Annotated in this window: 16 protein-coding genes; 4 read left to right on the forward strand and 12 right to left on the reverse strand. The window is 51.3% G+C overall.

What is annotated here, in order from left to right; translation table 11 throughout:
- Nucleotides 1-40: 40 nt before the first annotated feature.
- From JWG88_RS19880 to JWG88_RS19915, 7 genes are all read right to left on the reverse strand, one after another.
- Nucleotides 41-1,717 (reverse strand): CoB--CoM heterodisulfide reductase iron-sulfur subunit A family protein, encoded by a 1,677-nt coding sequence (locus JWG88_RS19880; protein ID WP_205235552.1) that lies wholly within the window; start codon nt 1,715-1,717, stop codon nt 41-43.
- Nucleotides 1,718-1,731: 14 nt separating this feature from the next.
- Nucleotides 1,732-3,270, reverse strand: a complete 1,539-nt coding sequence (locus JWG88_RS19885) for a 4Fe-4S binding protein (RefSeq protein WP_443112644.1) — start codon at nt 3,268-3,270, stop codon at nt 1,732-1,734.
- A 36-nt stretch (nt 3,271-3,306) separates the two neighbouring features.
- A complete protein-coding gene (locus JWG88_RS19895) occupies nt 3,307-3,726 on the reverse strand; it encodes a hydrogenase iron-sulfur subunit (RefSeq protein WP_205235555.1) in 420 nt (139 codons plus the stop codon).
- 303 nt (nt 3,727-4,029) lie between these two features.
- A complete protein-coding gene (locus tag JWG88_RS19900) occupies nt 4,030-7,083 on the reverse strand; it encodes an FAD-dependent oxidoreductase (protein ID WP_205235556.1) in 3,054 nt (1,017 codons plus the stop codon).
- Nucleotides 7,084-7,165: 82 nt separating this feature from the next.
- Nucleotides 7,166-8,278, reverse strand: a complete 1,113-nt coding sequence (locus JWG88_RS19905; protein ID WP_205235557.1) for a (Fe-S)-binding protein — start codon at nt 8,276-8,278, stop codon at nt 7,166-7,168.
- A gap of 36 nt (nt 8,279-8,314) precedes the next feature.
- Nucleotides 8,315-9,631: a (Fe-S)-binding protein gene (locus JWG88_RS19910; RefSeq protein ID WP_205235558.1), complete on the reverse strand. Its 1,317-nt coding sequence runs from the start codon at nt 9,629-9,631 to the stop codon at nt 8,315-8,317.
- Nucleotides 9,632-10,169: 538 nt separating this feature from the next.
- Nucleotides 10,170-10,838: an exopolysaccharide biosynthesis protein gene (locus tag JWG88_RS19915; RefSeq protein ID WP_205235559.1), complete on the reverse strand. Its 669-nt coding sequence runs from the start codon at nt 10,836-10,838 to the stop codon at nt 10,170-10,172.
- A 414-nt stretch (nt 10,839-11,252) separates the two neighbouring features.
- Between JWG88_RS19915 and JWG88_RS19920 the strand changes: the two genes are divergently transcribed.
- From JWG88_RS19920 to JWG88_RS19935, 4 genes are all read left to right on the forward strand, one after another.
- On the forward strand, nt 11,253-12,248 hold the full coding sequence (locus JWG88_RS19920) for a TAXI family TRAP transporter solute-binding subunit (RefSeq protein WP_205235560.1): 996 nt from the start codon (nt 11,253-11,255) through the stop codon (nt 12,246-12,248).
- A gap of 201 nt (nt 12,249-12,449) precedes the next feature.
- Nucleotides 12,450-14,870, forward strand: coding sequence for a TRAP transporter fused permease subunit (locus JWG88_RS19925; protein WP_240194636.1), 2,421 nt, complete (start codon nt 12,450-12,452; stop codon nt 14,868-14,870).
- Nucleotides 14,871-14,898: 28 nt separating this feature from the next.
- Entirely contained in the window at nt 14,899-15,984 is a 1,086-nt protein-coding gene (locus tag JWG88_RS19930; protein WP_205235561.1) for a hypothetical protein, read from the forward strand.
- A gap of 222 nt (nt 15,985-16,206) precedes the next feature.
- Nucleotides 16,207-16,680: a YaiI/YqxD family protein gene (locus JWG88_RS19935; protein ID WP_205235562.1), complete on the forward strand. Its 474-nt coding sequence runs from the start codon at nt 16,207-16,209 to the stop codon at nt 16,678-16,680.
- On the opposite strand, the gene JWG88_RS19940 is transcribed toward JWG88_RS19935, so the two are convergent.
- From JWG88_RS19940 to JWG88_RS19960, 5 genes are read right to left on the reverse strand one after another with little or no spacing between them, the layout of a single operon-like run.
- Nucleotides 16,668-18,887 (reverse strand): EAL domain-containing protein, encoded by a 2,220-nt coding sequence (locus tag JWG88_RS19940; protein ID WP_205235563.1) that lies wholly within the window; start codon nt 18,885-18,887, stop codon nt 16,668-16,670. The two genes, JWG88_RS19935 and JWG88_RS19940, sit on opposite strands and share 13 nt — an antisense overlap.
- Nucleotides 18,884-19,531 (reverse strand): SpoIIE family protein phosphatase, encoded by a 648-nt coding sequence (locus tag JWG88_RS19945; protein ID WP_205235564.1) that lies wholly within the window; start codon nt 19,529-19,531, stop codon nt 18,884-18,886. Before JWG88_RS19945 ends, JWG88_RS19940 begins: the two co-directional genes overlap by 4 nt.
- Entirely contained in the window at nt 19,513-19,917 is a 405-nt protein-coding gene (locus JWG88_RS19950; RefSeq protein ID WP_205235565.1) for an anti-sigma regulatory factor, read from the reverse strand. The genes JWG88_RS19945 and JWG88_RS19950 overlap by 19 nt, the downstream gene beginning before the upstream one ends.
- On the reverse strand, nt 19,907-20,287 hold the full coding sequence (locus tag JWG88_RS19955) for an STAS domain-containing protein (protein ID WP_205235566.1): 381 nt from the start codon (nt 20,285-20,287) through the stop codon (nt 19,907-19,909). The genes JWG88_RS19950 and JWG88_RS19955 overlap by 11 nt, the downstream gene beginning before the upstream one ends.
- Nucleotides 20,269-21,270, reverse strand: coding sequence for a protoglobin domain-containing protein (locus tag JWG88_RS19960; RefSeq protein WP_205235567.1), 1,002 nt, complete (start codon nt 21,268-21,270; stop codon nt 20,269-20,271). Before JWG88_RS19960 ends, JWG88_RS19955 begins: the two co-directional genes overlap by 19 nt.
- Nucleotides 21,271-21,617: the final 347 nt, after the last annotated feature.

The following is a 21,617-nucleotide window of genomic DNA, read 5'->3' on the forward strand; positions in this document are numbered from 1 at the left end:
CAAAACGTATATCGCTTTTCGTACTGGATAATGCCAGGCACTAGATTGCCCGTATCTGCGCCAACAATTGCTCCGGTTTATACCCTCTCAGAATGGCGCTGTGAGAGGGACATGTCGCGGCACAGTTACCGCAGCCCTTGCAGAGAATCTCCTTGACCTCACACACTCTAGTTTCCCTGTTGTAGCTGATGGCATCATAGGGACAGACATTGAGACATCCCATGCAGCCTACACAGGATTCTGCATCAATCTGTGCGACAATCGCACTTTTCACCAACATGTCCTTGAAAAGGATGGCGCCGATCCGTGAAGCAACGCCCATGCCCTGGGTCCGCGCCTCAACCGAAGTACTCGGATAGCGGGCACTGCCGCAGACGAATATGCCATCCGCTGCAAAATCAAGGGGACGAAGTTTGGCATGGGCCTCCAGAAAGAAACCGTTCTTATCGGTGGGAACCCTCATCAGCCCGGCGATCTCGGAGGCGTCTGCCCTGGCGACAAGAGGTGTGGAAAGCACAACAAGATCAGTATCGATCTCCTTGGTCACTCCCAGCACTGACTGATGAAAGACCACTTTGCCTTCATTGACCTGCGGCTCTCTCTCCGGATCATAGACATCGAAGCTTATTCCCATCCCCCTGGCATCCCAGAGCATTTGCTCCTTTTCATCACCGTACATCTGCATGTCGCGGTAGAGAATATGGACATTTGCCAGCGGATATTTACGCTTGATGATCATAGCGTTTTTTACCGCGGTGGCACAGCAGATTCGCGAACAGTATTCCCGTTCCGCATTGCGTGCTCCGGCGCACTGGATCATCACTATTTTAGAACCCTTGAACGATCCTTCCTTGAGCCTTTTTTCGAGCTCCATCTGGGTAATGACCGTTTCACCGTTGTAGCCGAACAAACCTTCACCGGTAAGAGGGACACCACCGGAAGCCACCACGATGCAGCCTACGGTTTCTTCTTTTTTCTCTCCCCCTGCTATCTGGTATGCGACCTTGTAGTTGCCGATATAACCGGTTATCTCGGTCACCCGTGTGTCTGCCAGTGCGGTGATATTAGATATGGCGCCGACCTTTTCGGCCAGCCCGGCAATCCGCTCTGCTGCGGAAGTGCCGTTTTCGAGAAGATGAAGATCCCGCATCACGCCACCGAATTCTTTTTCTTTCTCAACCAGCAGGACTTCAAGTCCCATGCCGGCCAGAGCTTCAGCCGCGGAAAGTCCGGCGATGCCACCGCCGATCACGAGAATTTTGCGAATCAGGGAGGATTCAATGTCCAACTGAGGTTCGAGCATCGTACTTTTGGCGACCCCCATGCGCACCAGATCCATAGCCTTTGCGGTGGCGGTATCCCGTTTGCCCATATGCACCCATGAACACTGGTCCCGGATATTCACCATTTCAAAAAGATAGGGATTGAGCCCGGCCTGGGCACAGGAACTGGAGAAGAGCGGTGCATGCGTCCGGGGGGAACACGAGGCAACTACAACCCGGTTGAGATCGTTTTGCCTGATGGCGTTCTGGATCTCGCCGATTCCGGATTCCGAACAGGTATAGAGATTTTCCTTGGTATAGACAACCCCAGGCAGAGTGGCGGCGTATTCCGTGACTGATTTGCAGTCGAGATGACCGGCAATATTGGATCCGCAATCGCAAATAAATACGCCAACCCGTAATTCCTCAGTATTTTCATTACCCTTATTTTTCATTTCTCAGAAACCTTTTAAGATACCTTGAGTAATTCTTGGGGAGAGACGGTGACTGTCTGCACTGCCCGCGAAGCCGCACTGCTTGCCTGGGCAACCGATTCTGGGATGTCCATTGGGCTGTGGGCGCAACCGCACACGAAAATACCCTCTTTCGTCGTATCAAGCGGGTTTTCCGGGCTGGTTTTAAAAAAGCCGAACCTGTTAATTTCAATTCCCAGGATTTCTGCTAAATCCTTGACACCGTCTGCAGGAGCGCAGGCCGTCGCCAGAACGACCAGATCAAATTCCTCGCGCTGCACCACCTGCTTCTGAGTATCCTCATACACCAGCACCGGCCTGTCGTCCGGTCCGTTCTGAATTTCGGCAACTCTGCTGCGTCTGTAGGTAATATTCGAATTATTATTACCCCTGACCTTGTATTCATCAAAGCCTTTGCCGACGGCACGGATGTCCATGCCGAAGATCACCGAGGTGGTCTCATTGTCGTGCTCATGGGCAATGATGGCCTCTTTTATTGAGTGCATGCAGCAAAAACCGGAGCAGAAGGGATAAAAGCGAAGATCTCTGGAACCGACACACTGGATAAAGGCAAGTTTCCTGGCGGTGGTAAAACTTTCCGCCTTTTGCTTCAACTCTTCAAGCCTTGAGCGCAGTGGCAGATATTCCTCGTACTTTGCGGCCCACTGTTTTTGGCTATCATCCGCCTCAGCTTCTCCGGAGGAATATCTCTTGTAGAACTCTGCGCTTTTCTCCCCATATTTCTCTTCGAGCCGGGCAAGTCCCTTGGCTGCTTTGTTTTCCTGCTTTTCCAGCGTCTCGATCTCATGCAGAACGGCGACATCGGAAGGACGGTCTATGTGCCCATGGGTGGGGCCGCTGGCACTAAGAAAACGTTCAAACTCCATGGCCGTAACCACATTGGGCAATTCGTTGTATCTGTACTCGTGAATCTTTCCGGGATTGAAGACAGTGTAGCCGCTGGCAGCTATAATTGAACCGATTTCCAGCTCGACAACTTCATCTTTCTGTTCAAAATCAACCGCATTTGCCTCGCATTTTTTCTGGCAGATACCACACTTCTTGCCCTGAAAAACCCGGCAATGTTCTGTATCGATAGCGTGGGTGGAAGGAATACCCTGGGCAAACCAGCTGTAAATGGCCTTTCGCTTGCTGTGACCCTCGTTGTACAGGTCCGTCACCAGCGTCGGGCAGGATTCCGCACAGGCTCCGCAACCGGTGCATTTGGCCTGATCGACATAACGGGCCTTTTTACGCACCTGTACCTTGAAGCAACCGGCACTTCCCTCAACCTTCTCAACTTCGCTGTATGCCATCAATTCAATATTGGGATGTCGACCGACATCCAGCATTTTCGGCGAGAGTATTCAGATGGCACAATCATTGGTGGGAAAGGTCTTGTCGAGCTGGGCCATCTTCCCGCCTATGCTGGGCAGCCGTTCCACCAGATAGACCTTGAATCCCATCTCCGCAAGATCCAGAGATGACTGAATCCCTGCAATACCACCACCAATAACAAGCATGTCCCTATTCACAATTACCTCCCGTTAAGGCAGTTAACATAATCAAGCTCAAGCGGCTTCTTTGATTTTCAGAGGCCCTAAAGATTGTATTTCTTCTGTAAACTCTGCAGCAACCTCGGCAAATTTGGTTCCTTCAGCAGAAGATATCCATTCAAGCCGCACTCTGCCCGGTTCAATACCCAGGATCTGCACCAGTTCTTTTGTGGTCTGAAAAACTTTTTCACACTTTACATTACCATCCAGGTAATGACAGTCGCCAATGTGTCAGCCGGCGACAAGGACACCGTCCGCCCCGTTTTCAAACCCTTTTAAAATAAAATTAGGATTGATGCGGCCAGAGCACATGACCCGGATGATGCGCAGATTCGGAGGATACTGAAATCTGCTGACACCGGCCAGATCCGCCGCCGAATACGCACACCAGTTGCAGGCAAACGCTACTATTTTTGGCTTGAATTCCCCGGACATTTTCTCTTCCTTAGTAATAGGTATTTTACCTGAAATATTTCACTTAAAAACAGAAACCTAACTCAATATTGACCAATAACTGGTGTGCAGTGCATCATATGTGTGCAAGCGGGTTGGTCAGCTATATTAGTCATATGCTGGACAATCCGATCGTACATAGATGAGGTGTTTCACACACCGGAATCACTATCCTACCAACAAACTGGTGCGCAGTGCATCATATGTGTGCAAGCGGGTTGGTCAGCTATATTAGTCATATGCTGGACAATCCGATCGTACACAGATGAGGTGCTGCCCACCGGTTTAGGCTTTTTCGAAGGCGGATTCCACCATAGTCAGCACTTCCTCATTACTATAATGATGCACCGAAGCCGCCCCTGTTGGACAGGCAACCGCGCACATCCCGCAACCCTTGCAGAGAGCCTCCTGCACGGCAGCTATCTTCACACCCTCTTCCCTGACTTCCACGGCAATGGCATTGAACGGGCACACCTTTTCGCACTCGCCGCATCCTCTGCACATGAAATCCTGAACATTGGAAACAATACCCTCGACGGTGATATTTTCCTTGGAAAGGGTCACTGCGGCACGCGAAGCTGCTGCGGCAGCCTGGGCAATGCTTTCCTCGATGGGTTTGGGATAGTGGGCCATGCCTGCCAGGAAAATTCCTCCGGTGGCGAATTCCACGGGCCGCAGCTTGGCGTGAGCCTCATTGAAAAAGTTATCGCCATTGCGTGACAGCTTGTACATCTGGGCCAGAGCTTCATTGTCACGGGGGACAATGGCCGAGGCCAGAACAAGCAAATCGGCATGGATATCGATATCCATATCGAGCACATGGTCCCGCACCGAAATCCACAGCCCGTCTGGCTCTTTCCTGACGACCGGCTTCCTTTCACTGTCGTAGCGTATGAAAACAACGCCCTTTTCGCGGGCTTCTTTATAGAGGGATTCCCGCTGTCCATAGGTGCGGATATCCCGATAAATCACAAAGACGTTAATATCCGGATTATTCTTTTTGAAATTGACGGCCGATTTGATGGAATGTGTGCAGCAGACCTTGGAGCAGTATGGCCTATCCTGCTCACGCGACCCCACACATTGAATGAAAACAACAGATTCTGCTGTTGCAACTCGTTTGTCCTCTGCGGCAATGGCCTTATCCAACTCCAGATGGGTAAGTACCCTGTTGTCCTGACCATAAAGATATTCCGTGGGAACATGCTCTTTGGCCCCGGTAGCCACAATCACGGCACCATGTCTGAGCAGAGTTTCACCTTTCTTCCCGGAAACAACAGTTTCAAAGTTGCCGATGAATCCGGAAGCATTCTTAACCTCCGATTCGGAATAGACATCGATCAGAGAATGGTTTGACACTCTCTCCGTCAATTCGTCTAGTTTTTCACCGATATTCTGCCCCTGCCAAGTAGCGAGAAGGGAGCGGGCATTACCGCCGAGCTGCGCCTCTTTTTCCACCAGATGCACGGCAAATCCCTGATCGGCAAGGCCCAGCGCCGTAGTCATACCGGCAATGCCGCCACCAATCACCAGGGCACTGCTGTCCACGGAAATGGTGGGCTGCGCCAGCGACTGGATGAGTCTGGTCCTGGAAACCGCCATGCGCACCAGATCCTTGGCCTTGGCCGTGGCCGCTTCTTTTTCCTTACTATGCACCCAGGAACACTGGTTGCGGATATTGGCCATTTCGAACAGGTATTTGTTCAGGCCGGCATCTTTCAGAGTTTCCTGAAAAAGCTCCTCGTGGGTCCGGGGAGTACAGGCCGCAACCACAACCCTATTCAATCTTTCTTTTATGACAATTTCCTTGATCTTCTCCTGACTGTCCTGACTGCAGGTAAAAAGGTTTTCCTCTACATAAACAACATCGGGTAATGATCGGGCCATTTCCGCCACCGCCGGAACATCGACAATGGAGCCGATATTGGTACCGCAGTTACAGACGAATACACCTATCCGCGGCTCTTCCGCTGAGACCTGCCGCTCATCGGGAAAAATCTTGGTCCTGGTGAGGCTGCCGCGGGCTTCGGCGAGATCGCCTTCAGCCGAACAGGCTGCAGCACTGGCCTCCATCACTGAATAGGGGATATCCTTTGGTTCCTGAAAAGCACCGCAGACATAGATCCCATCCCGGGTGGTCTTTACCGGAGAAAAATTTTCCGTTTTGGCAAAATTATCGGAATTGAGCTCGATCCCCAGGGTTCCGGCGAGTTCCACCAGGTTTTTGGGTGTTTCCATGCCGACGGAGAGCACAACCATATCGAAGGTTTCCTCCAGGGCCTTACCGGATTCATCGACATATCTGAGCTGAAGGTCTCCGGAATTGCGGTCTTCGACTATGGAATGCACACGGGTGCGGACAAAGCGGACACCCTGCTCATCCTTGGCGCGCTGGTAATAGCTTTCAAATTCCTTGCCGTAGGTACGCATGTCCATGTAAAAAATGGCGGCATCAAGATCGGAACCCGCGTGTTCCTTGGCAATAACCGCCTCCTTCACCGCATACATACAGCAGACAGAAGAGCAGTAGCTATGCCCGCATTTATTTATATCCCGGGAACCGATGCACTGCAGCCAGGCTATTTTTTTGGGCTCCCTGTGGTCCGAGGGACGCACCAGGTGTCCCTGAAACGGGCCGGTCGCACTGAGAATTCGCTCCATTTCCAAGGAGGTGATGACATTGGGATAGTGGCTGTATTGGTAGGTATCAAAATCGGTTGGGTCGAAGGCCGAGAATCCGGGAGCAACTATGACGGATCCCACCTGAAGGGAGATTTTCTCCTCCTTCTGGTCAAAATCGATGGCGTCCGCCGGACAAACCTTCTTACAGAATCCGCACTTACCGTTTTTGAAGTAGATGCAATTATCCGCATCGATAGCGTACTTGAGCGGCACGGCTTGAGGGTAATCGACATAGATCGCCTTTCTTTTCTCAAGCCCGGCATTGAAGGTATCCGTTACCTTCTTGGGACACTTGGCGGCGCATTCTCCGCAGGCGATACACTTCTCCATATCCACGTAGCGGGGATGCCGAAGCAGTTCAACCGTGAAATTACCGGCTGAGCCGCCGATCGACTGTACTTCACAAAGGGTTTTGAGTTCAATATTCAGGTGCCGGCCGACCTCGACCAGTTTCGGTGAGATTACTCACATCGCACAGTCGTTGGTCGGAAAGGTCTTATCCAGCTGGGCCATCACCCCTCCAATGGAGGGAGATTTTTCCACCAGGTAGACGTAAAACCCCGAGTCTGCAAGATCCAGTGCTGTCTGCATTCCCGCAATACCACTGCCGACAACCATGACCGAACCCTGAATTTTCTGAGAATTTTCTGATTTCATCAACGTTCTCCGATACTCAAAAATGATATATAAGCTATTTCATTTATACGTTTTTCAATGAATCTGACCCCACTGAACCGCACTAAAGCCTTTCCGACAAGTAGGTATAGAGATCCTTCACCTCAACATCCAGGTCGGCATTCGATGTGGCGCAGGTCAGGTGTATCCGGCATTTCGGACAGGCGGTGATGATGGTCCGGGCTCCGGCTTCCTTGGCCTCCATTAACCTTTTTATCTGCATGGTCTTAGAGCAGGACGAGCATTCCATCCAGGCCGTCGTACCGCAGCAGACCGCATTTTCCCTGTTGTTCTGCATCTCTTTCAACTCTGCATCGGGCACCATGCCGATCAATTGCCTTGGCTGCTCATACATTCCCGACCTTCTGCCCAGCCGGCAGGGATCATGGAAAGTCACAGCACCATCGGCAGTTCCTCTGAATGTCGTTTCGGTTTCTTTCAATTTTTCGACCAGAATTTCAGAAATATGGACAACCTCGAAGGGAAGCTCACCAACAATCGCCGGATAGTTTTCCTTGAAGTTGGAATATCCCTCGGGGCAACCGAAGATGACGGTCTTTGCTCCGGAGGCCTTGATGGTCTCGACATTTTTTTTGGCCAGGCGGGCAAAAAGCTCTTCGTCGCCGCTCCAGAAGGCATCGTGCCCGCAGCATCTCTCCTCATTGCTCACCACCGGCTCAATGCCCACCTTGTTGAGCAGCGTAAGAATGCTTTTCGCCGTGTCGATCATATTGAGATCAAGGTATTGAAAGACCGCGTTATGAAAGGGGGCACAGCCGACAAAATAGAAATAGTCGCCCTTTTCTCTGATTTTCCCCGAAGCTTTAGCCCAGTCGATGCGGTTCTGCTGCAGAGCACCCGACTGCAGAGTGGTAATCGTCTGGAAGATACCGTGATGGCTTTTGCGCGGAAGGTTGCCGACGGCGATGGCCTTTTCCCGGTAGGAGCGTATAAACTCGGGAAAGTCGATGCCCACGGGGCAGCGGTCACTGCACCGGGAACAGCTCAGGCAGGCCCAGACGTCATCGGACTCAACGACGCTGTTGTCAGCTTCGACCAGGGTACGCTTTATCATCTGTCTGGGAGAAAAACCGGGACGCTCATGGCTGATGGGGCAACTTCCGGTGCATACCCCACACTCCATGCAATAATCAATTTGCTGTTTTGTAAGCTGCATAGTCAGACCTGGTTCAGTTATAAATATCGAAGCACATCAGAATGCCGTTTCCGGATGGAAGACATTGACATCCCTGAGATCATCGCCTAAATACGTCCGCTCATTCGGTCCCAGCACGCCAAGAGCAAGAGCGAGAATAGTCCAGAAATGGACAACCTGGTAGTTCCCTCCATAGTGGTGGGAGAGCTCGTGGATCTGAGCGTGGCAGTTATGGCACCCGGCAATACAGTAGGTCGCACCGCTGGCTTTGATTTGATCATCTTTAATTTTGCCATAGGCCAGGCGTTGCTCTTTAAACCCGGACTGGAGAAAGCCACCGCCGCCGCCGCAGCAGTAGTTGTTGGACTTATTGGGCGACATCTCGGCAATATTTTCTTCGCCTACCGCCTGAGCAATGGCATATCTGAAATCATCGGCAATCTTGTCGCCATAACTCTTGCGTACTATCTGGCAGGGATCCTGGACGGTGAACTTAATCTTCAAATCCTTATTCCAGTCGGAGTTGGGCTTCAGCCTTCCTTCCCTTATCCATTTGGCATAGTATTCGTAAATGTTCTTGACTTCGAAGCTGTGCTGTATATTGAATTTTTTCAGTCCGGCCCGGACTGCAAAGGTGACGTGGCCTCACTCCGTATTGAGGTATGTCTTGCATTTCAACTCCTCGGTCATTCTGGCTTTGGCCCGGACGAGGTGCTCCCAGTTTTCATTGTCGGCAAGAAAAAGGCAGTAATTCTCAGCTGCCCATGCCTTGCTGCCGTAGGTCCAGTCGACACCGGCAAGGTGCAGAATTTTCCAGAGAGGAACCATCTCGTCGGGTTCCGTCATCGGCTCACGGGAGTTCTGGTTGATGAAAAACTCGGCTCCAACCTTGTCGATCGGCGCCTCCATCTCGGCAAACTCAGGCTGCGACTCCCGGTATTCCTCCAAAACATCGTTGACGACAAACTTAAAGTCTTCAACCGGTGTTCCCATGGCGCTACAGGTCTCACTCTGAACCGCCATATCGCAGGAACCGCGAATCCCCGAGGGTCTTTCATCCCGCGGACGGGCAGCCCGAACATTAAAAACGAGCTGAGGAATATCGATTTTCATGGGACAGACATAGACGCAGCGTTGGCACATGGTGCACATCCAGGGCCAGTCGGACTTGAGCACCTCTTCATCCAGGCCCAGGACGAGCATGCGCAAAAACTTCCTGGGGTCCATATTTTCAAGGCCGGTCGCAGGACATCCCGAAGAGCAAAGACCGCAGGTAAGACAAAGACTGAGATTGCCGTCAGGCAAAATTTCTTTGATATCATCCAGAAAGGAGTGTCTGGCTTTTCCTTCAAGCTTTATTGCCACTTCAGCCATAATCATTCTTCCTTCTCAAAATATTTATAAGGTGATATGCCGGCCGATTTCAACTGATTTTTAGGCATGGCTAACAAAACGGCCACCCGAAATACCTCGGCAGACAGGTCTGACAATCTCACATCAAACACCCTTAAACTAGCCCATATTTTCACACTTATCAAGGGATATCGCTCAAAACTATCTCCCTCAGCAAAAGTGAGCGGAGGCTCCGCATGATCGGCAGGCTTTCCTTAAAATATAACAGTACCTTAGCAAGGTATAGGGAGTACGCTGAATTCCGCATGAAAATAGTTCATTCCCAGAAATATACTCGCTTATGCATTGCCGATTTACATGCCCTCTTGCTGCGCTTGTTCCGGAATCAGAGCCAAGGGCATCGACCATCCTAAAGAAATCTATGCAGATCTGTCGATAAAAGGAGATATTGCCGGAGCGATCGACCGACAATTAGAATTTTTAATAACCCCTGAAACTCAGCATCTTCGGGCCCCGACCTAGAACCGAGGCTTTAGGAGTAGTCAGGTTAGCATAACCCTCAGCAAACTTGGATTACATTATATACCACCACGGCAACAGTTCCAGCCGTAAGCACAAAAGCGAACAGTGCCACCAGGCCGTCGCGGGAGATCAGCGAAAGACCGAAGGCAGTAAGGATCAAGCCTGCTGCGTTGGCGCTGAAGGGGACCACCTCCATCAACGGCATCATAACGGCGACGAGGAGACATACCAGAGCTATAGCATATACAGCAGCGCCCTCGATGAAGATTGACAGGCGCGGCTGCAACAGACGGTCAATAAAATGAGCCGGTCGCCGGGACCATTGCAAACCTGTATCCAGCTTTTCAGTTGCCACTGATCGCTTCAGCAACCAGTGCGGCAGCCATAGATGCTTGCGCCCGATCAGCAACTGAGAGGCGATCAAGAGGACGATTACTCCGATAAATGTCGGTACTCCGGGGATATCACCGATTATCGGCGCAAGAGTGACAAGACCAGCGACAAGCAGCAGGGGCCCAAAGGATGTGTGGCCTAATTCTTCAAAAATTGCTCCCCAGGATATTTGCTCGTTGTCCCGCGCAGCCTTGCTGATCCGGCGGAGCAACTGTTCCAGGTTTTTAAGACCTTTGTTCTTACTCATGCTCAGAATATAATCATAGTAGACGATGGTGCCGTTGTAATTTCCATCAGAGAGAAGGAGCCTCATGGCACGACAGTACTCAAGTGCAATTACACAAATAATCTTATCGAAGGTATCAAAAAAACTTGATTAAACAGGAGCAATAAGATACTAATTCATTAGTGGTCATGCCAGGAAGGGATCTTCAAAATTCCCTGACATACAATGTGCGTACACACTTGTCATACTTTTTACAAATCCCTTCAAATTCTACAAGTGCAGCCTGAATTTTTTGTACTGCTGATATTTACGTTGATCCTTTACCGGAAAACGGTTGTAGTTCCTAACTTCCAGCCAATAACTTGCCGTGAACAGTTCAACGGTTATCAGCATAGGTGATACACGGCACATACCATTCAGATGCGTATGTCATTCCCAAGGGAATGTTGAAACTGAGTTTCGATCCATCATCGTTACACCACATCAAAAAAGGAGGTTCACATGTTCGACAGAAAATTATTTTCAGTCATAGCCGCTACACTGTTTGTCACGGCACTCTTTTTTTCCGGCGATGTTGTTCAATCAGCCACAACCCGTCTGGCATTCTCCGGAGGTCCTGACGGCGGCACTTTTCAGTATTTCTCCAACGCTATCTCATCCCGACTGTCGCGAACGCAAAAAGATCTCGAGGTCTCCAACATGGCTTCAGCCGGTTCTGTCGAAAATCTGCGCCGGGTCAACTCCGGTGATGCAGATTTCGGAATCACCTACTCCGGCGATCTCTTTCTCGGCAGGAATGGTCAACTGACCAACGATACTAAAGAGTACACGGACACCTATGCCATGGCCTATCTTTATGGCGCTCCCGCACATCTGGTTGTCCTTAAGGACAGCGGGATAGACACAGCTATGGACCTTGAAGGCAAGCGTGTGGCCGTCGGCCCTGCGGGCTCAGGAGCGGCTGCTTCGGCTCAGCGCTTTTTCACCAGCCTTGGCCTGTGGGATAAATTCACCCCCGAGTTCATCGGTTACACTCAGGGAGCTTCCGCCCTTGGCGATCGGCTTGTCGATGCCGTATGGGTCTTTGCCGGATTTCCCAACTCCTCGGTAATCCAGGCTGCTGCCAGCAACGACATCAAACTGCTCGATCTTGTTGAAATTGGAAAAGAAAAAGGCTTTTTCAAGGACAACCCATATTACGCCGAAGTCACCATCCCCGCAGGAACCTACCAGGGAGTCGATAAAGGAACCGTCACTTTCCAGGATTCCGCCCTGTGGATTGCCGGAAAACATGTATCTGCGGATCATGTTTCCACCGCTCTGGATAATATCTACTCCGAAGAAGGCCTGGCATTCATGGTCAGTGTCACCAAAACTGCCAAGGCAATGACTGTTGAAGATGGTCTTCGCGGTATCGTGACCCCGGTGCACGAGGGGGCTGCAGATTTCTGGAAAGAGAAAGGATTAAGCCCGACTGAAGAACAAAAGCCACAATAAGCCCTGAGAGGATTGACGCCCTTGGGTGTATGTTCATTTGCCGGCTTCTAAGAGCTTTCAGTTTTTCTGTTCTCTACGGCGGATTCCCTGAAATACATCACTAATGTCTGCAGGTGAATTGCCGACACCGGAAGCCGGGACAGTATACCGGCTCCCGGTGCCGGTCTAACTCCTTACCCGCTTTTTTTTGATGGAGTTGCAATGTCTGAACGTTCTGACAATGAATTTGATGATCTTGATCCGAAAGACCAGGAAAAACTAAAAAAGATCATCGCCAAGGATTCAAAATTTCTTCGTGATCCCAAAGGCCTATGGGGCGTTGTGGTCTCTCTGCTTGGCGCCACGCTGGTATTATTCTATTTTTATGCCGCTGGCATTGCCTCCGTCGGCACCCAGTTCCATCTTGGAATCTATGTACTGATCACCTATGTGCTGGTCTTCTTGCTGTATCCGGTCCCCAGAGCAGGTATTCGTCTTGGATTGAACCTGTTGCTTGCCTGGATATTAGTCAGTGGCGCCACCATCCTGTTTGTTTACGACTCTCACCTCACCTACTATGAGCAGTTAATGAGCATTGCCGAGTTAGGTGAAAAAGAAGGCTGGACTGCTGGCCTGCAACAGGCTCTTTCCCTGTGGCCGCTGGTTCTGGCCTCCATCATTCTGGCGGCCCTGCTCCAATATGCCGACAGCATTTCATTAAGGTACTGGAAAAACACACCTGCGCCGTCCGATATTCTCTTTGCCGCCGTAGCTGCCGGCGTGATCTATTACTGGCTAAGCCAGTTTGAGGCTCTTAACTGGCGGGCCGGGGCGGAAAACGAACTTGATTCGCTGATCAGCATTACCGGTATTCTCATTTCCTTTGAAGTTTGTCGCCGGGTCCTCGGCTGGTCCATGACCATCATCGGGGTACTGATGATAGCCTTTGCTTATTTCGGCCCATATCTCCCGGACATCCTTGCCCATCGCGGCTTCGACTTCGAGCGAATATGCACTGCCTTGTTCCTGACCACCAATGGAGTCTTTGGAGTCATGGCCAACGTGCTGGCAACATATGTGATTCTGTTCATCTTTTTTGGCGCATTCCTGCATAAATCAGGGGCAGGTCGTTTCTTTATCGACTTACCTTTGGCTCTTGCCGGCCGCAGTACAGGCGGACCAGCCAAGGTCGCGGTTATCGCCTCGGCCCTGTTCGGTTCCGTTTCCGGAAGCGCGATCGCCAACACCGTCTCTACCGGGTCCTTCACCATCCCCCTGATGAAACGGGCCGGATTCCGTCCTCATGTCGCGGGTGCCATAGAACCTGCCGCTTCCATCGGCGGTATGTTCCTGCCTCCGATCATGGGAGCGGGCGGATTCCTGATGGCTGAGCTCACTGGTTTGCCGTATTCCTATATCATGATTATCTCGGTCGGACCTGCTCTGCTTTATTTTTTCTCGGTTTTCTGCATGATTCACTTTGAGGCGAAGAAACTCAAGATTGTCGGCATCCAGGACGACGAATTTCCGCACTGGAAAATCGTCCTCAAAAATGGCTGGTACTATGCATTGCCGCTGGTTATCATCACCGTGCTGATGCTCATGGGACGTTCACCCGGCTATGCCGCCTTCTGGGCTACCATTTCCTGTATAGCCGTCAGCTGGCTGCACCGGGAAACCCGCATGGGACCGGTACAGATCTGGGAAGCCATCCAGACAGGCGCCCGCAACACTCTGATCATTGGAGCAACAGTCGGAGTTATCGGCGTCATTGTTGGTGTTATCTCCCTGACCGGCATGGGCTTGAAATTCTCTGACCTGATCATTGCCCTGGCCGGCAACAGTCTCCTGCTCGCCATCATCCTTATCGCGCTGGCCTCTCTGGTCCTCGGCATGGGGGTTCCCGTTACCGCCTCATACCTTATCGTCGCCGTACTGGCCGTCCCGGCACTGGGAGCTTTCGGAGTTGCCGCCATTGTCGCTCACCAGATCGTTTACTGGCTCAGCCAGGACTCGAACATCACTCCACCTGTCTGCGTGGCCGCCTACGCCGGTGCCGCAATTGCCGGATCAGATCCCTGGAAAACCGGCTGGACGGCGTTTAAGTTTGCCAAAATGCTCTATGTCATGCCGCTGCTTTTCGCCTTCACACCCTCGATTCTTTTTCAGGGCAAAGTTCTTGAGACCAAGGTGCCGGAATTCGACACTCCTTTCGCCACTGTTCTCCAGGTCAATGTCCATGAAAATGAGGATTTTGTCAGAGGCGATGTGGTAGCCGTTCTTAATGTAGGCGGTGAAACCACAGAGGTCAAAGCCAAAAAAGACGCCACGGTGATCCAGGTCTTTTCTCCCCCGGGAAGCATGGTCAGCCCGGGTGACGTCCTTCTGCGCAATGAAATCAAACCCACACCGTTCCGGATATTTTCCTCGTTCTTTTCCGCTTTTCTCGGGACAATCGCCTTTTCCAGCCTGATGATGGGTTTCTGGCTCTGCCGTACCAGCATTCTTGAATGGCTGCTGATGGCGCCCGCGACCCTCTTGCTCTTCTGGCCGACTTTTATTACAGACGGAGCAGGTTTAATCATCATGGCGGTAATATTCTTTCTACAGAAGAGGAGAATCAATAAGCTCAAAAAGACATAAGATATCATCATCATAAGATTTTTTTTACATGACCAGAAAAACCGACATACTGGTGATTTTTACGCTAATGGTGGTGGGGCCGCCTTTGATTGGTATATACCTGTCGGGCCGGTCTGTTGAACTCTTCGCCTCTTTCCCGCCATTAACCGTAACCGCTGAACATTCTTCCTTTTCATGGCCGGTGTTCCTACTGTATCTTGTGCCGACGGTCGGTATTTTGGGCTTGATTATCATCGGCTTTCGACAGCAACCGCAGAAATCCCCGGATTCAGTTGAAATACAAAGGGGAATCCCCTGGTGGGGCTGGGTTGCCCTGACAATCCTGATTGCCTCCTGGTTTATCGCCTGGACCCGATTTTCCTGGTTTGCGCCATATCAGCGCCTCACCTTCATTCCCCTGTGGTTTTCATACATCGTCTGCGCCAATGCTTTATGTGTTCGTCAATCCGGCAGCTGCCCGCTGCTGCATGAGTCTTTGTTTTTTGCCGGTTTATTCCCGCTCAGCGCGGTTTTCTGGTGGTTTTTCGAATACCTTAATCAATTTGTCCTGAACTGGTTCTATACCGGAGTGGATTATGGTCCGCTGGGATACAGCATTCATGCAACCATCTCTTTTTCTACCGTTTTGCCTGCGGTGTATACAACCAGAGAATTGCTCTTCAGAATGGCATGGTTCAGAAACAGATTCCACGGTTTCCCCTCATTTGGAAAATCTATTCCCGGATTCGTAAACTGGCTGGTCCTGCTGATCTCCGCGGCAGGATTGACAGGTATAGGACTATGGCCTGAAGAGCTTTTCTTTCTTCTATGGGTCTCGCCCCTGCTCATCCTGACAACCCTGCGGCATATTGCCCGACAGCCCACCCTTTTATCGGTCATGGCGGCCGGGGACTGGCGCCCGGCTATGTCGGCCGCACTGGCAGCCCTGGTCTGTGGCGTTTTCTGGGAAATGTGGAATTTCTACAGCCTCGCCAAATGGATATATAGTATTCCTTATGTCCATCGCTTCAAGATTTTCGAAATGCCGATTCTGGGCTATATGGGATACCTGCCTTTCGGCCTGTTATGCATTGAAATTGTGGATTTTTTTAAGCCGGAGAAAAAAATACATTAGTAGTTTTAAAAAATGTCTGTCCGCCAATCACAACATGCAGGTGTTTAGATATTTTCCCTTGCCGGACACCATTGTCCAAGGTACTTTTTCAAGCCTGGACAAATTCCCTGGGAATATATTCAGTAAAACCAAAAGCGGAAGTTGAGATACTGTATTTGTTACAGAAATAATCTCCCGCTGGCAGCATTTAAACCGCGAACCCCAGCAGAAAAATGTCGTTATATGAAAATATGGATCGATGCCGATGCCTGTCCTGCGGTCATTAAGGAGATATTGTACAAAGCCTCACTTCGCAAAAAAATGCAGCTCATCCTGGTTGCCAACACTCCCCTGCGCATTCCTCATTCACCATATATACACAAGATGTTAGTCGGCGCCGGTCCCGATGTTGCCGATAAAAAGATAGTGGAAAATATAGCAGCCGGCGATCTGGTGATTACCGCTGATATTCCCCTGGCGGCCGAGGTTATTGCCAAAGGTGGCCATGCTCTGAGCCCGCGCGGTGAGATGTTCTCCGCAGAAAGCATCGGCGGCAGACTCAGCATGAGAGATTTTCTTGATGATCTACGTTCAAATGGTATTAACACAGGCGGTCCCGCACCGCTGAGCAACAGTGACCGGCAGAAGTTTGCAGGCCAGCTGGATAAATTGCTGACTGAAAAAGCAGGAAACACCGCTGGAAATCAGGACCAGTGAAACACTCCACCCTCGCGTTTACGCCTCCTCAGCAATGCCGTCATCTCTTCTTTGGATAAAGGAAGACTGTAGATATTTCCCTGGATAATATCGCAGCCGAAGCCGCGCAACAGCTTCACATGTTCCTCCCGATCGACTCCTTCGGCTATCACCTCCAGATTGAGCGAATGCGCCAGGTTAATGATGGTTGAGACAATAGCACGGCTACTGGAACGTTCAGTCATGTCCAGGATGAAGGAGCGGTCGATCTTCAGGGCTGTTACCGGCAGCCGGCTGAGATAACTGAGAGAGGAGTAGCCGGTACCGAAATCATCGATGGCGACGCCGAAACCTGATTCCCTTATCGCCCGGAGCTTGGAAACATTTTCCTCTGCGTCCTCCATGAGAGCACCTTCGGTGATTTCGATATCCAGACCATGATCCTCCGTATCGCCCACCATCTGCATCAAAGAGCGGACAAAGTTTGGCTGCCGTAACTGATAGGGTGAGACATTGACCGCAATTCTCGGCGGGTCAAGCTGTAACTGGCGCCACCGCAGCAGATCATCGACAGCATGCCGTATTACCCAGTTTCCAATCTCTATTATCATATCGGTCCCTTCCATCAGGGGGATGAAACGACCAGGGAAAACCAGACCCTCTTCAGGATCATCATAGCGCACCAGAACCTCCATGCCGGCAATGCTCTCATCGGCAGTGAAGATTTTTGGTTGATAGCTCAGAACCAGCCTGCCTCTGACGATGGCGTTACGCAGTTTGGCCTCCATAGTAACTGATTGAACTATCCGATCATTCATGGCCGGGTTGTAGAGCAGGTATGTTACTCCTTGACTATGCGCTTTTTTAAGTGCCATTTCTCCATATTTATATAATGCATCCGGATCGGTGCCATCGGAAGGGAACAATGCGATGCCGACACGAACTCTGACATGGATCTCCTCATCATGGATTTTGAATGGTTCATTAAAATTATTGAGCACCTCCTGTTCCAGTCTGTGGGCAACCTGGTCGGTGTTCATCAGACCGGCCAGTGAAACTGCAAAACCATGGGCCCCAACCCTGGCGACAGTTTCCTGGTTACCGGTGGCATCGCAAAGACGCCGTCCAACCTGTTTCAACAGCTGATCACCCACATGCCGGCCATAGGTGTTATTGATACCGGAGAAATGCAGGAGATCGATTATCAGCAGGGCCACCATGTTGTCGGCCCGCGTGGCCACCCTGAACTGCAGCGGCAGGTGTTCCATGAGGAAGTTGCGGTTAAAGAGCCCGGTCAAGGCATCGTGATAGGCGAGATAGTTAAGCTGCTTCTCTTTACTGATATGATCGAGGGCGAAGGAGAGATCTCCCGCCAGTTCCACAAGCAGCTGCATTTCTGCATCGTTGAAATCCTCCGGGTTCCGGGAAAAAAAGGCAAACACGCCGACGGTCTTTTCCTCAAGCTGCAAAGGCAGTAGGGCATAGGCGGCGTACTCGACGGCGGCGCCGGCTTTGGCGATGATACTCTCCCGCCGCCGATGACGAACCACCGGTTCGCCATCGCGATACAGCTTATCAAGATCCTCATCGACTTCATTCGAGATGGTTTTGATGGGTGTAACCTGACAGGCCGACCCATCATCGGTCAAGCGACAACAGGTATTGGCCGCAGACTGCTCATCCTCTCCTTCCACGCTGATCCAGGCCATCTGATAGCCTCCGTCCTCGACGGCTATCCTGCATGCCTCCCTAAACAGTTCTCCACAGTCCTGCCGCCGGACAATGGTTGAATTGATGCTGCTGAGAATACGATAGAGCCGGGCAAGATCTGCTGTCTTGCTTTCACTCTCACGGAGATCACGAGTCCTTTTCTCCACCCGCTGCTCCAAAGTGGCATTTATCTCCTGGAGCTGGCTGATGGTCTCATTGAAGCTGCGATGCATCATTTCAAAGGGTGCCATTACCTCTGCCAGAAACTCCTGGCCCCGGGTGAGGTATTCTCTGAGATGTGATGCGGCACCTTCTGTCGGCACCGCTTCCCTGAGGACCTCTTGGTGCATGGCTATCAGTTCAAGAATATTAATGTTTTTGTCGACCGCACTCCTGCCTAGATCATAGGCCTGCATTAATGATTCTTCACTGGTTTCACCAGTGACGTACGCCATCAAGGCCTGCCGATATACGACGGCAAATGCTGCGGGGAGATCGCCCTGGGGAAGATTATTCACTTCAAATCATCCTCCTGTCGTCCAGCCTGAGGACACCAGCATGCCACCAGCACCAGGGCGTCATCAGTGGATTTGGCATAATTGTTGAGAATCGAGGCTGAGAGCCTCTCCGGATCTCGACCGGCGATCATCTGAACGAAATCGCTGTTTATACCATCGGTTGCCATGACCAGAAGGTCCCCGTCGTCAAGATTGACAAACGTCGGCTGCAGATTGGGCAGACGGTAGCCCACGATGCCGCCGCGCATGGTGATATATTCGGCAAAAAGCCGCTCCCCCTGAATCCGATGCACTACTCCCTCCACGTTACCGATGCCGATCCAACCCAGCAGACATTGCCGGCTGTCGATGGCGGCCAGGGCACAGGCGCAACCGCGAGTACCTTTCAGTGCTTCGTGACCGAACCGGACAAGTTGGACCAAATCCACCTCCACGTGGTCGACAAAGGTTGAGATCAAGGCACTGCCGGCTGCAGCCGCTTCAGGGCCGTGACCCAGTCCATCCACCACCGCCAGAAGCCAGCCTGTCGGTGTACGGACAACAAGATAATTATCCCCGGACAGTTCTTCACCAGGCATCGGTCGCCCGGCAACACTCCACTGCAGCTCCCCGTAATCAGAAGTGATCATTGGCTTCGTTCCCATTTAACCATCCGGACGATGGTTCCCTTACCCGTTTCGGAGATGATCTCGAAGTCGTCCATGAGCCTCTTCGCTCCGGGAAGTCCCATTCCCATGCCCCTTGAAGTAGTAAAGCCATCCTGCATCGCCTGTTCGATATCATCTATGCCGGGTCCCTGATCACGCGCAATGACAGCCAGACCACGTCTGCCGCTCACAACCACACTGCTGAACTCTATCTCGCCGGAGCCCGCGTACTGCACGATGTTGCGGGCAACTTCGGAAATTGCGGTGGCCAAAAGAGTCAGATCACTGCCGGAGATGCCGATTTTACCAGCCAGCTGGCGCGCCTTGAGGCGAGCGGACATCACGTCCACATCGGCGGAGATAGTTATAATTTCAGGGTCCATGACCGCTTGTTCCGTTTTTTGGTTCAGCTTTCCTGAGCATGGCAAGACCATCTTCCAGATCAAGGCTGGTCATACTTCCCTGCAGAGTCAATCCCAGTTGAACCATGGAAAAAGCGATTTCCGGCTGGATGCCGACAATCACCACTTTGGCACCTAAAAGACGGACCATCGCAGTTATGGTACGCAGAATCCGGACCGCAAACGAATCCATGATGTCAAGTGCCGTCACATCGATAACCACGCCCCTGGACCGGTGGCGGCGAACCTCTCGAATAAGTTTTTCCTGTAGACTTCTGAGATCGGCATCGGTCAATGCGCCCTGTATCGAGGCAATCAGAAAATGTCCCTGTTTTAAGATCGGAACCTCCATGACTTCTCATCCTCATCGTAGTTGTCATCACTCTCCCTATATTTTTTGACCTGATATCCAAGCAGCCGCTCCGCATGTTCTATGCCATTTTGCAGATCGCCGACGGTATGGACCGTCCCCAGGTCGATACCTATGGTCACCATGGTCAAAGCAATCTCAGGAGAAATGCCGGAGATCACCACTTCGGCACCCATCAGGCGTGCCGCTTCAACCGTCTGCAGCAGATGATTGGCCACCCGGGAATCGACGCTGGCCACACCGGTAATATCGATGACAATCACCTTGGCCCGATTGGCACGGATTGATTCCAACAGGTCTTCGGTCAACTGCCGGGCGCGCTGAGAATCAATCTGGCCGATAATAGGCAAGAGCAGCATGCCTTCACGAAAAGGTAAAACCGGAGTCGACAATTCCCGTATAGCTTCACGCTGCAGTGTCTTAATGGTACGCTCACGCGAGTCAATATAGGTGTCAATGGCCAGAGAGATATCCAGGAAGGTGAGTTTTACCAGTGAGAAGAAAGCTGCAGTCGCGCTTTCCGATTCACTGCTTTTGCTTTCAAAAATGAGTTTTCCGGCTGTTCGCAAATAGAAATTGTACATGGCCAGGTAGTGGTTGACTGGTAGGTCTATCTGCTCGTGAATAGCGCCTATCCGGAGCCGGTCTTCGGCATAAGTCAGGTCGTAATCTCCCTGCATCAGACGGACGAAGTAGGCTTTCTGTTTGGCCTTCACCCTGTCAAGGGTGGCTGAATCAGGGAAAAACGCCTTCATCTCATCAAACTGCAAAAGGTGTTTGTAGAATGCCCCGATGATCTGGTCGGCTTTGTTTTCGGCAAGAGAAGCAAGCTCTCTCAATCGCTGTTCGTCTTCACTTCCGAACTCGAGGAATTTTTTGCGCTGCTCCAGGTCCTGTTCGGTGATACCCATCATCTCGGCAAGGCTCAGGAATTTTTCCGTAAGCTGGCTTGAGAGCGGGGACATAATAAACCTCCATCTCTATAAAAGACAATCACCCTGGTCCCAGTCCCGGGCAGCGAGTGACTGCTGTTGTGGCGGAAAGCGCTTCCGGGGTGCAGGCCTGCAGCAGGCACCGTCATTCTCACATATGTCTACGTATCGTAAGAAAGGCTCTGCATCCTCTTTAATAGTAATAATAATAGTTCTCAAGCTGCCGTCAAGATGGGTCACACCGGGAACGGAATTCTGAATTGCAAGTGAAGCAATGGCAGACAATGAAAGACCGACATAGTTTCTCTATGGTACTTAGAGAAAAGTTCCACCATTGCACTTGGTTTCTATGCTGGCTCTATATATGTTAGGTTAAAGTT

Origin of the sequence: Desulfopila inferna, assembly GCF_016919005.1 — a bacterium.
Classification (GTDB): Bacteria; Desulfobacterota; Desulfobulbia; order Desulfobulbales; family Desulfocapsaceae; genus Desulfopila_A; species Desulfopila_A inferna.

Excerpts from the sequence above, each read along its gene's own strand:
- JWG88_RS19880 (WP_205235552.1), bottom strand. The coding sequence starts at position 1,717 with ATGAAAAATAAGGGTAATGAAAATACTGAGGAATTACGGGTTGGCGTA.
- JWG88_RS19905 (WP_205235557.1), bottom strand. The coding sequence starts at position 8,278 with ATGCAGCTTACAAAACAGCAAATTGATTATTGCATGGAGTGTGGGGTA.
- JWG88_RS19915 (WP_205235559.1), bottom strand. The coding sequence starts at position 10,838 with ATGAGGCTCCTTCTCTCTGATGGAAATTACAACGGCACCATCGTCTAC.
- JWG88_RS19920 (WP_205235560.1), top strand. The coding sequence starts at position 11,253 with ATGTTCGACAGAAAATTATTTTCAGTCATAGCCGCTACACTGTTTGTC.
- JWG88_RS19925 (WP_240194636.1), top strand. The coding sequence starts at position 12,450 with ATGTCTGAACGTTCTGACAATGAATTTGATGATCTTGATCCGAAAGAC.
- JWG88_RS19930 (WP_205235561.1), top strand. The coding sequence starts at position 14,899 with ATGACCAGAAAAACCGACATACTGGTGATTTTTACGCTAATGGTGGTG.
- JWG88_RS19935 (WP_205235562.1), top strand. The coding sequence starts at position 16,207 with ATGAAAATATGGATCGATGCCGATGCCTGTCCTGCGGTCATTAAGGAG.
- JWG88_RS19945 (WP_205235564.1), bottom strand. The coding sequence starts at position 19,531 with ATGGGAACGAAGCCAATGATCACTTCTGATTACGGGGAGCTGCAGTGG.
- JWG88_RS19950 (WP_205235565.1), bottom strand. The coding sequence starts at position 19,917 with ATGGACCCTGAAATTATAACTATCTCCGCCGATGTGGACGTGATGTCC.
- JWG88_RS19955 (WP_205235566.1), bottom strand. The coding sequence starts at position 20,287 with ATGGAGGTTCCGATCTTAAAACAGGGACATTTTCTGATTGCCTCGATA.
- JWG88_RS19960 (WP_205235567.1), bottom strand. The coding sequence starts at position 21,270 with ATGTCCCCGCTCTCAAGCCAGCTTACGGAAAAATTCCTGAGCCTTGCC.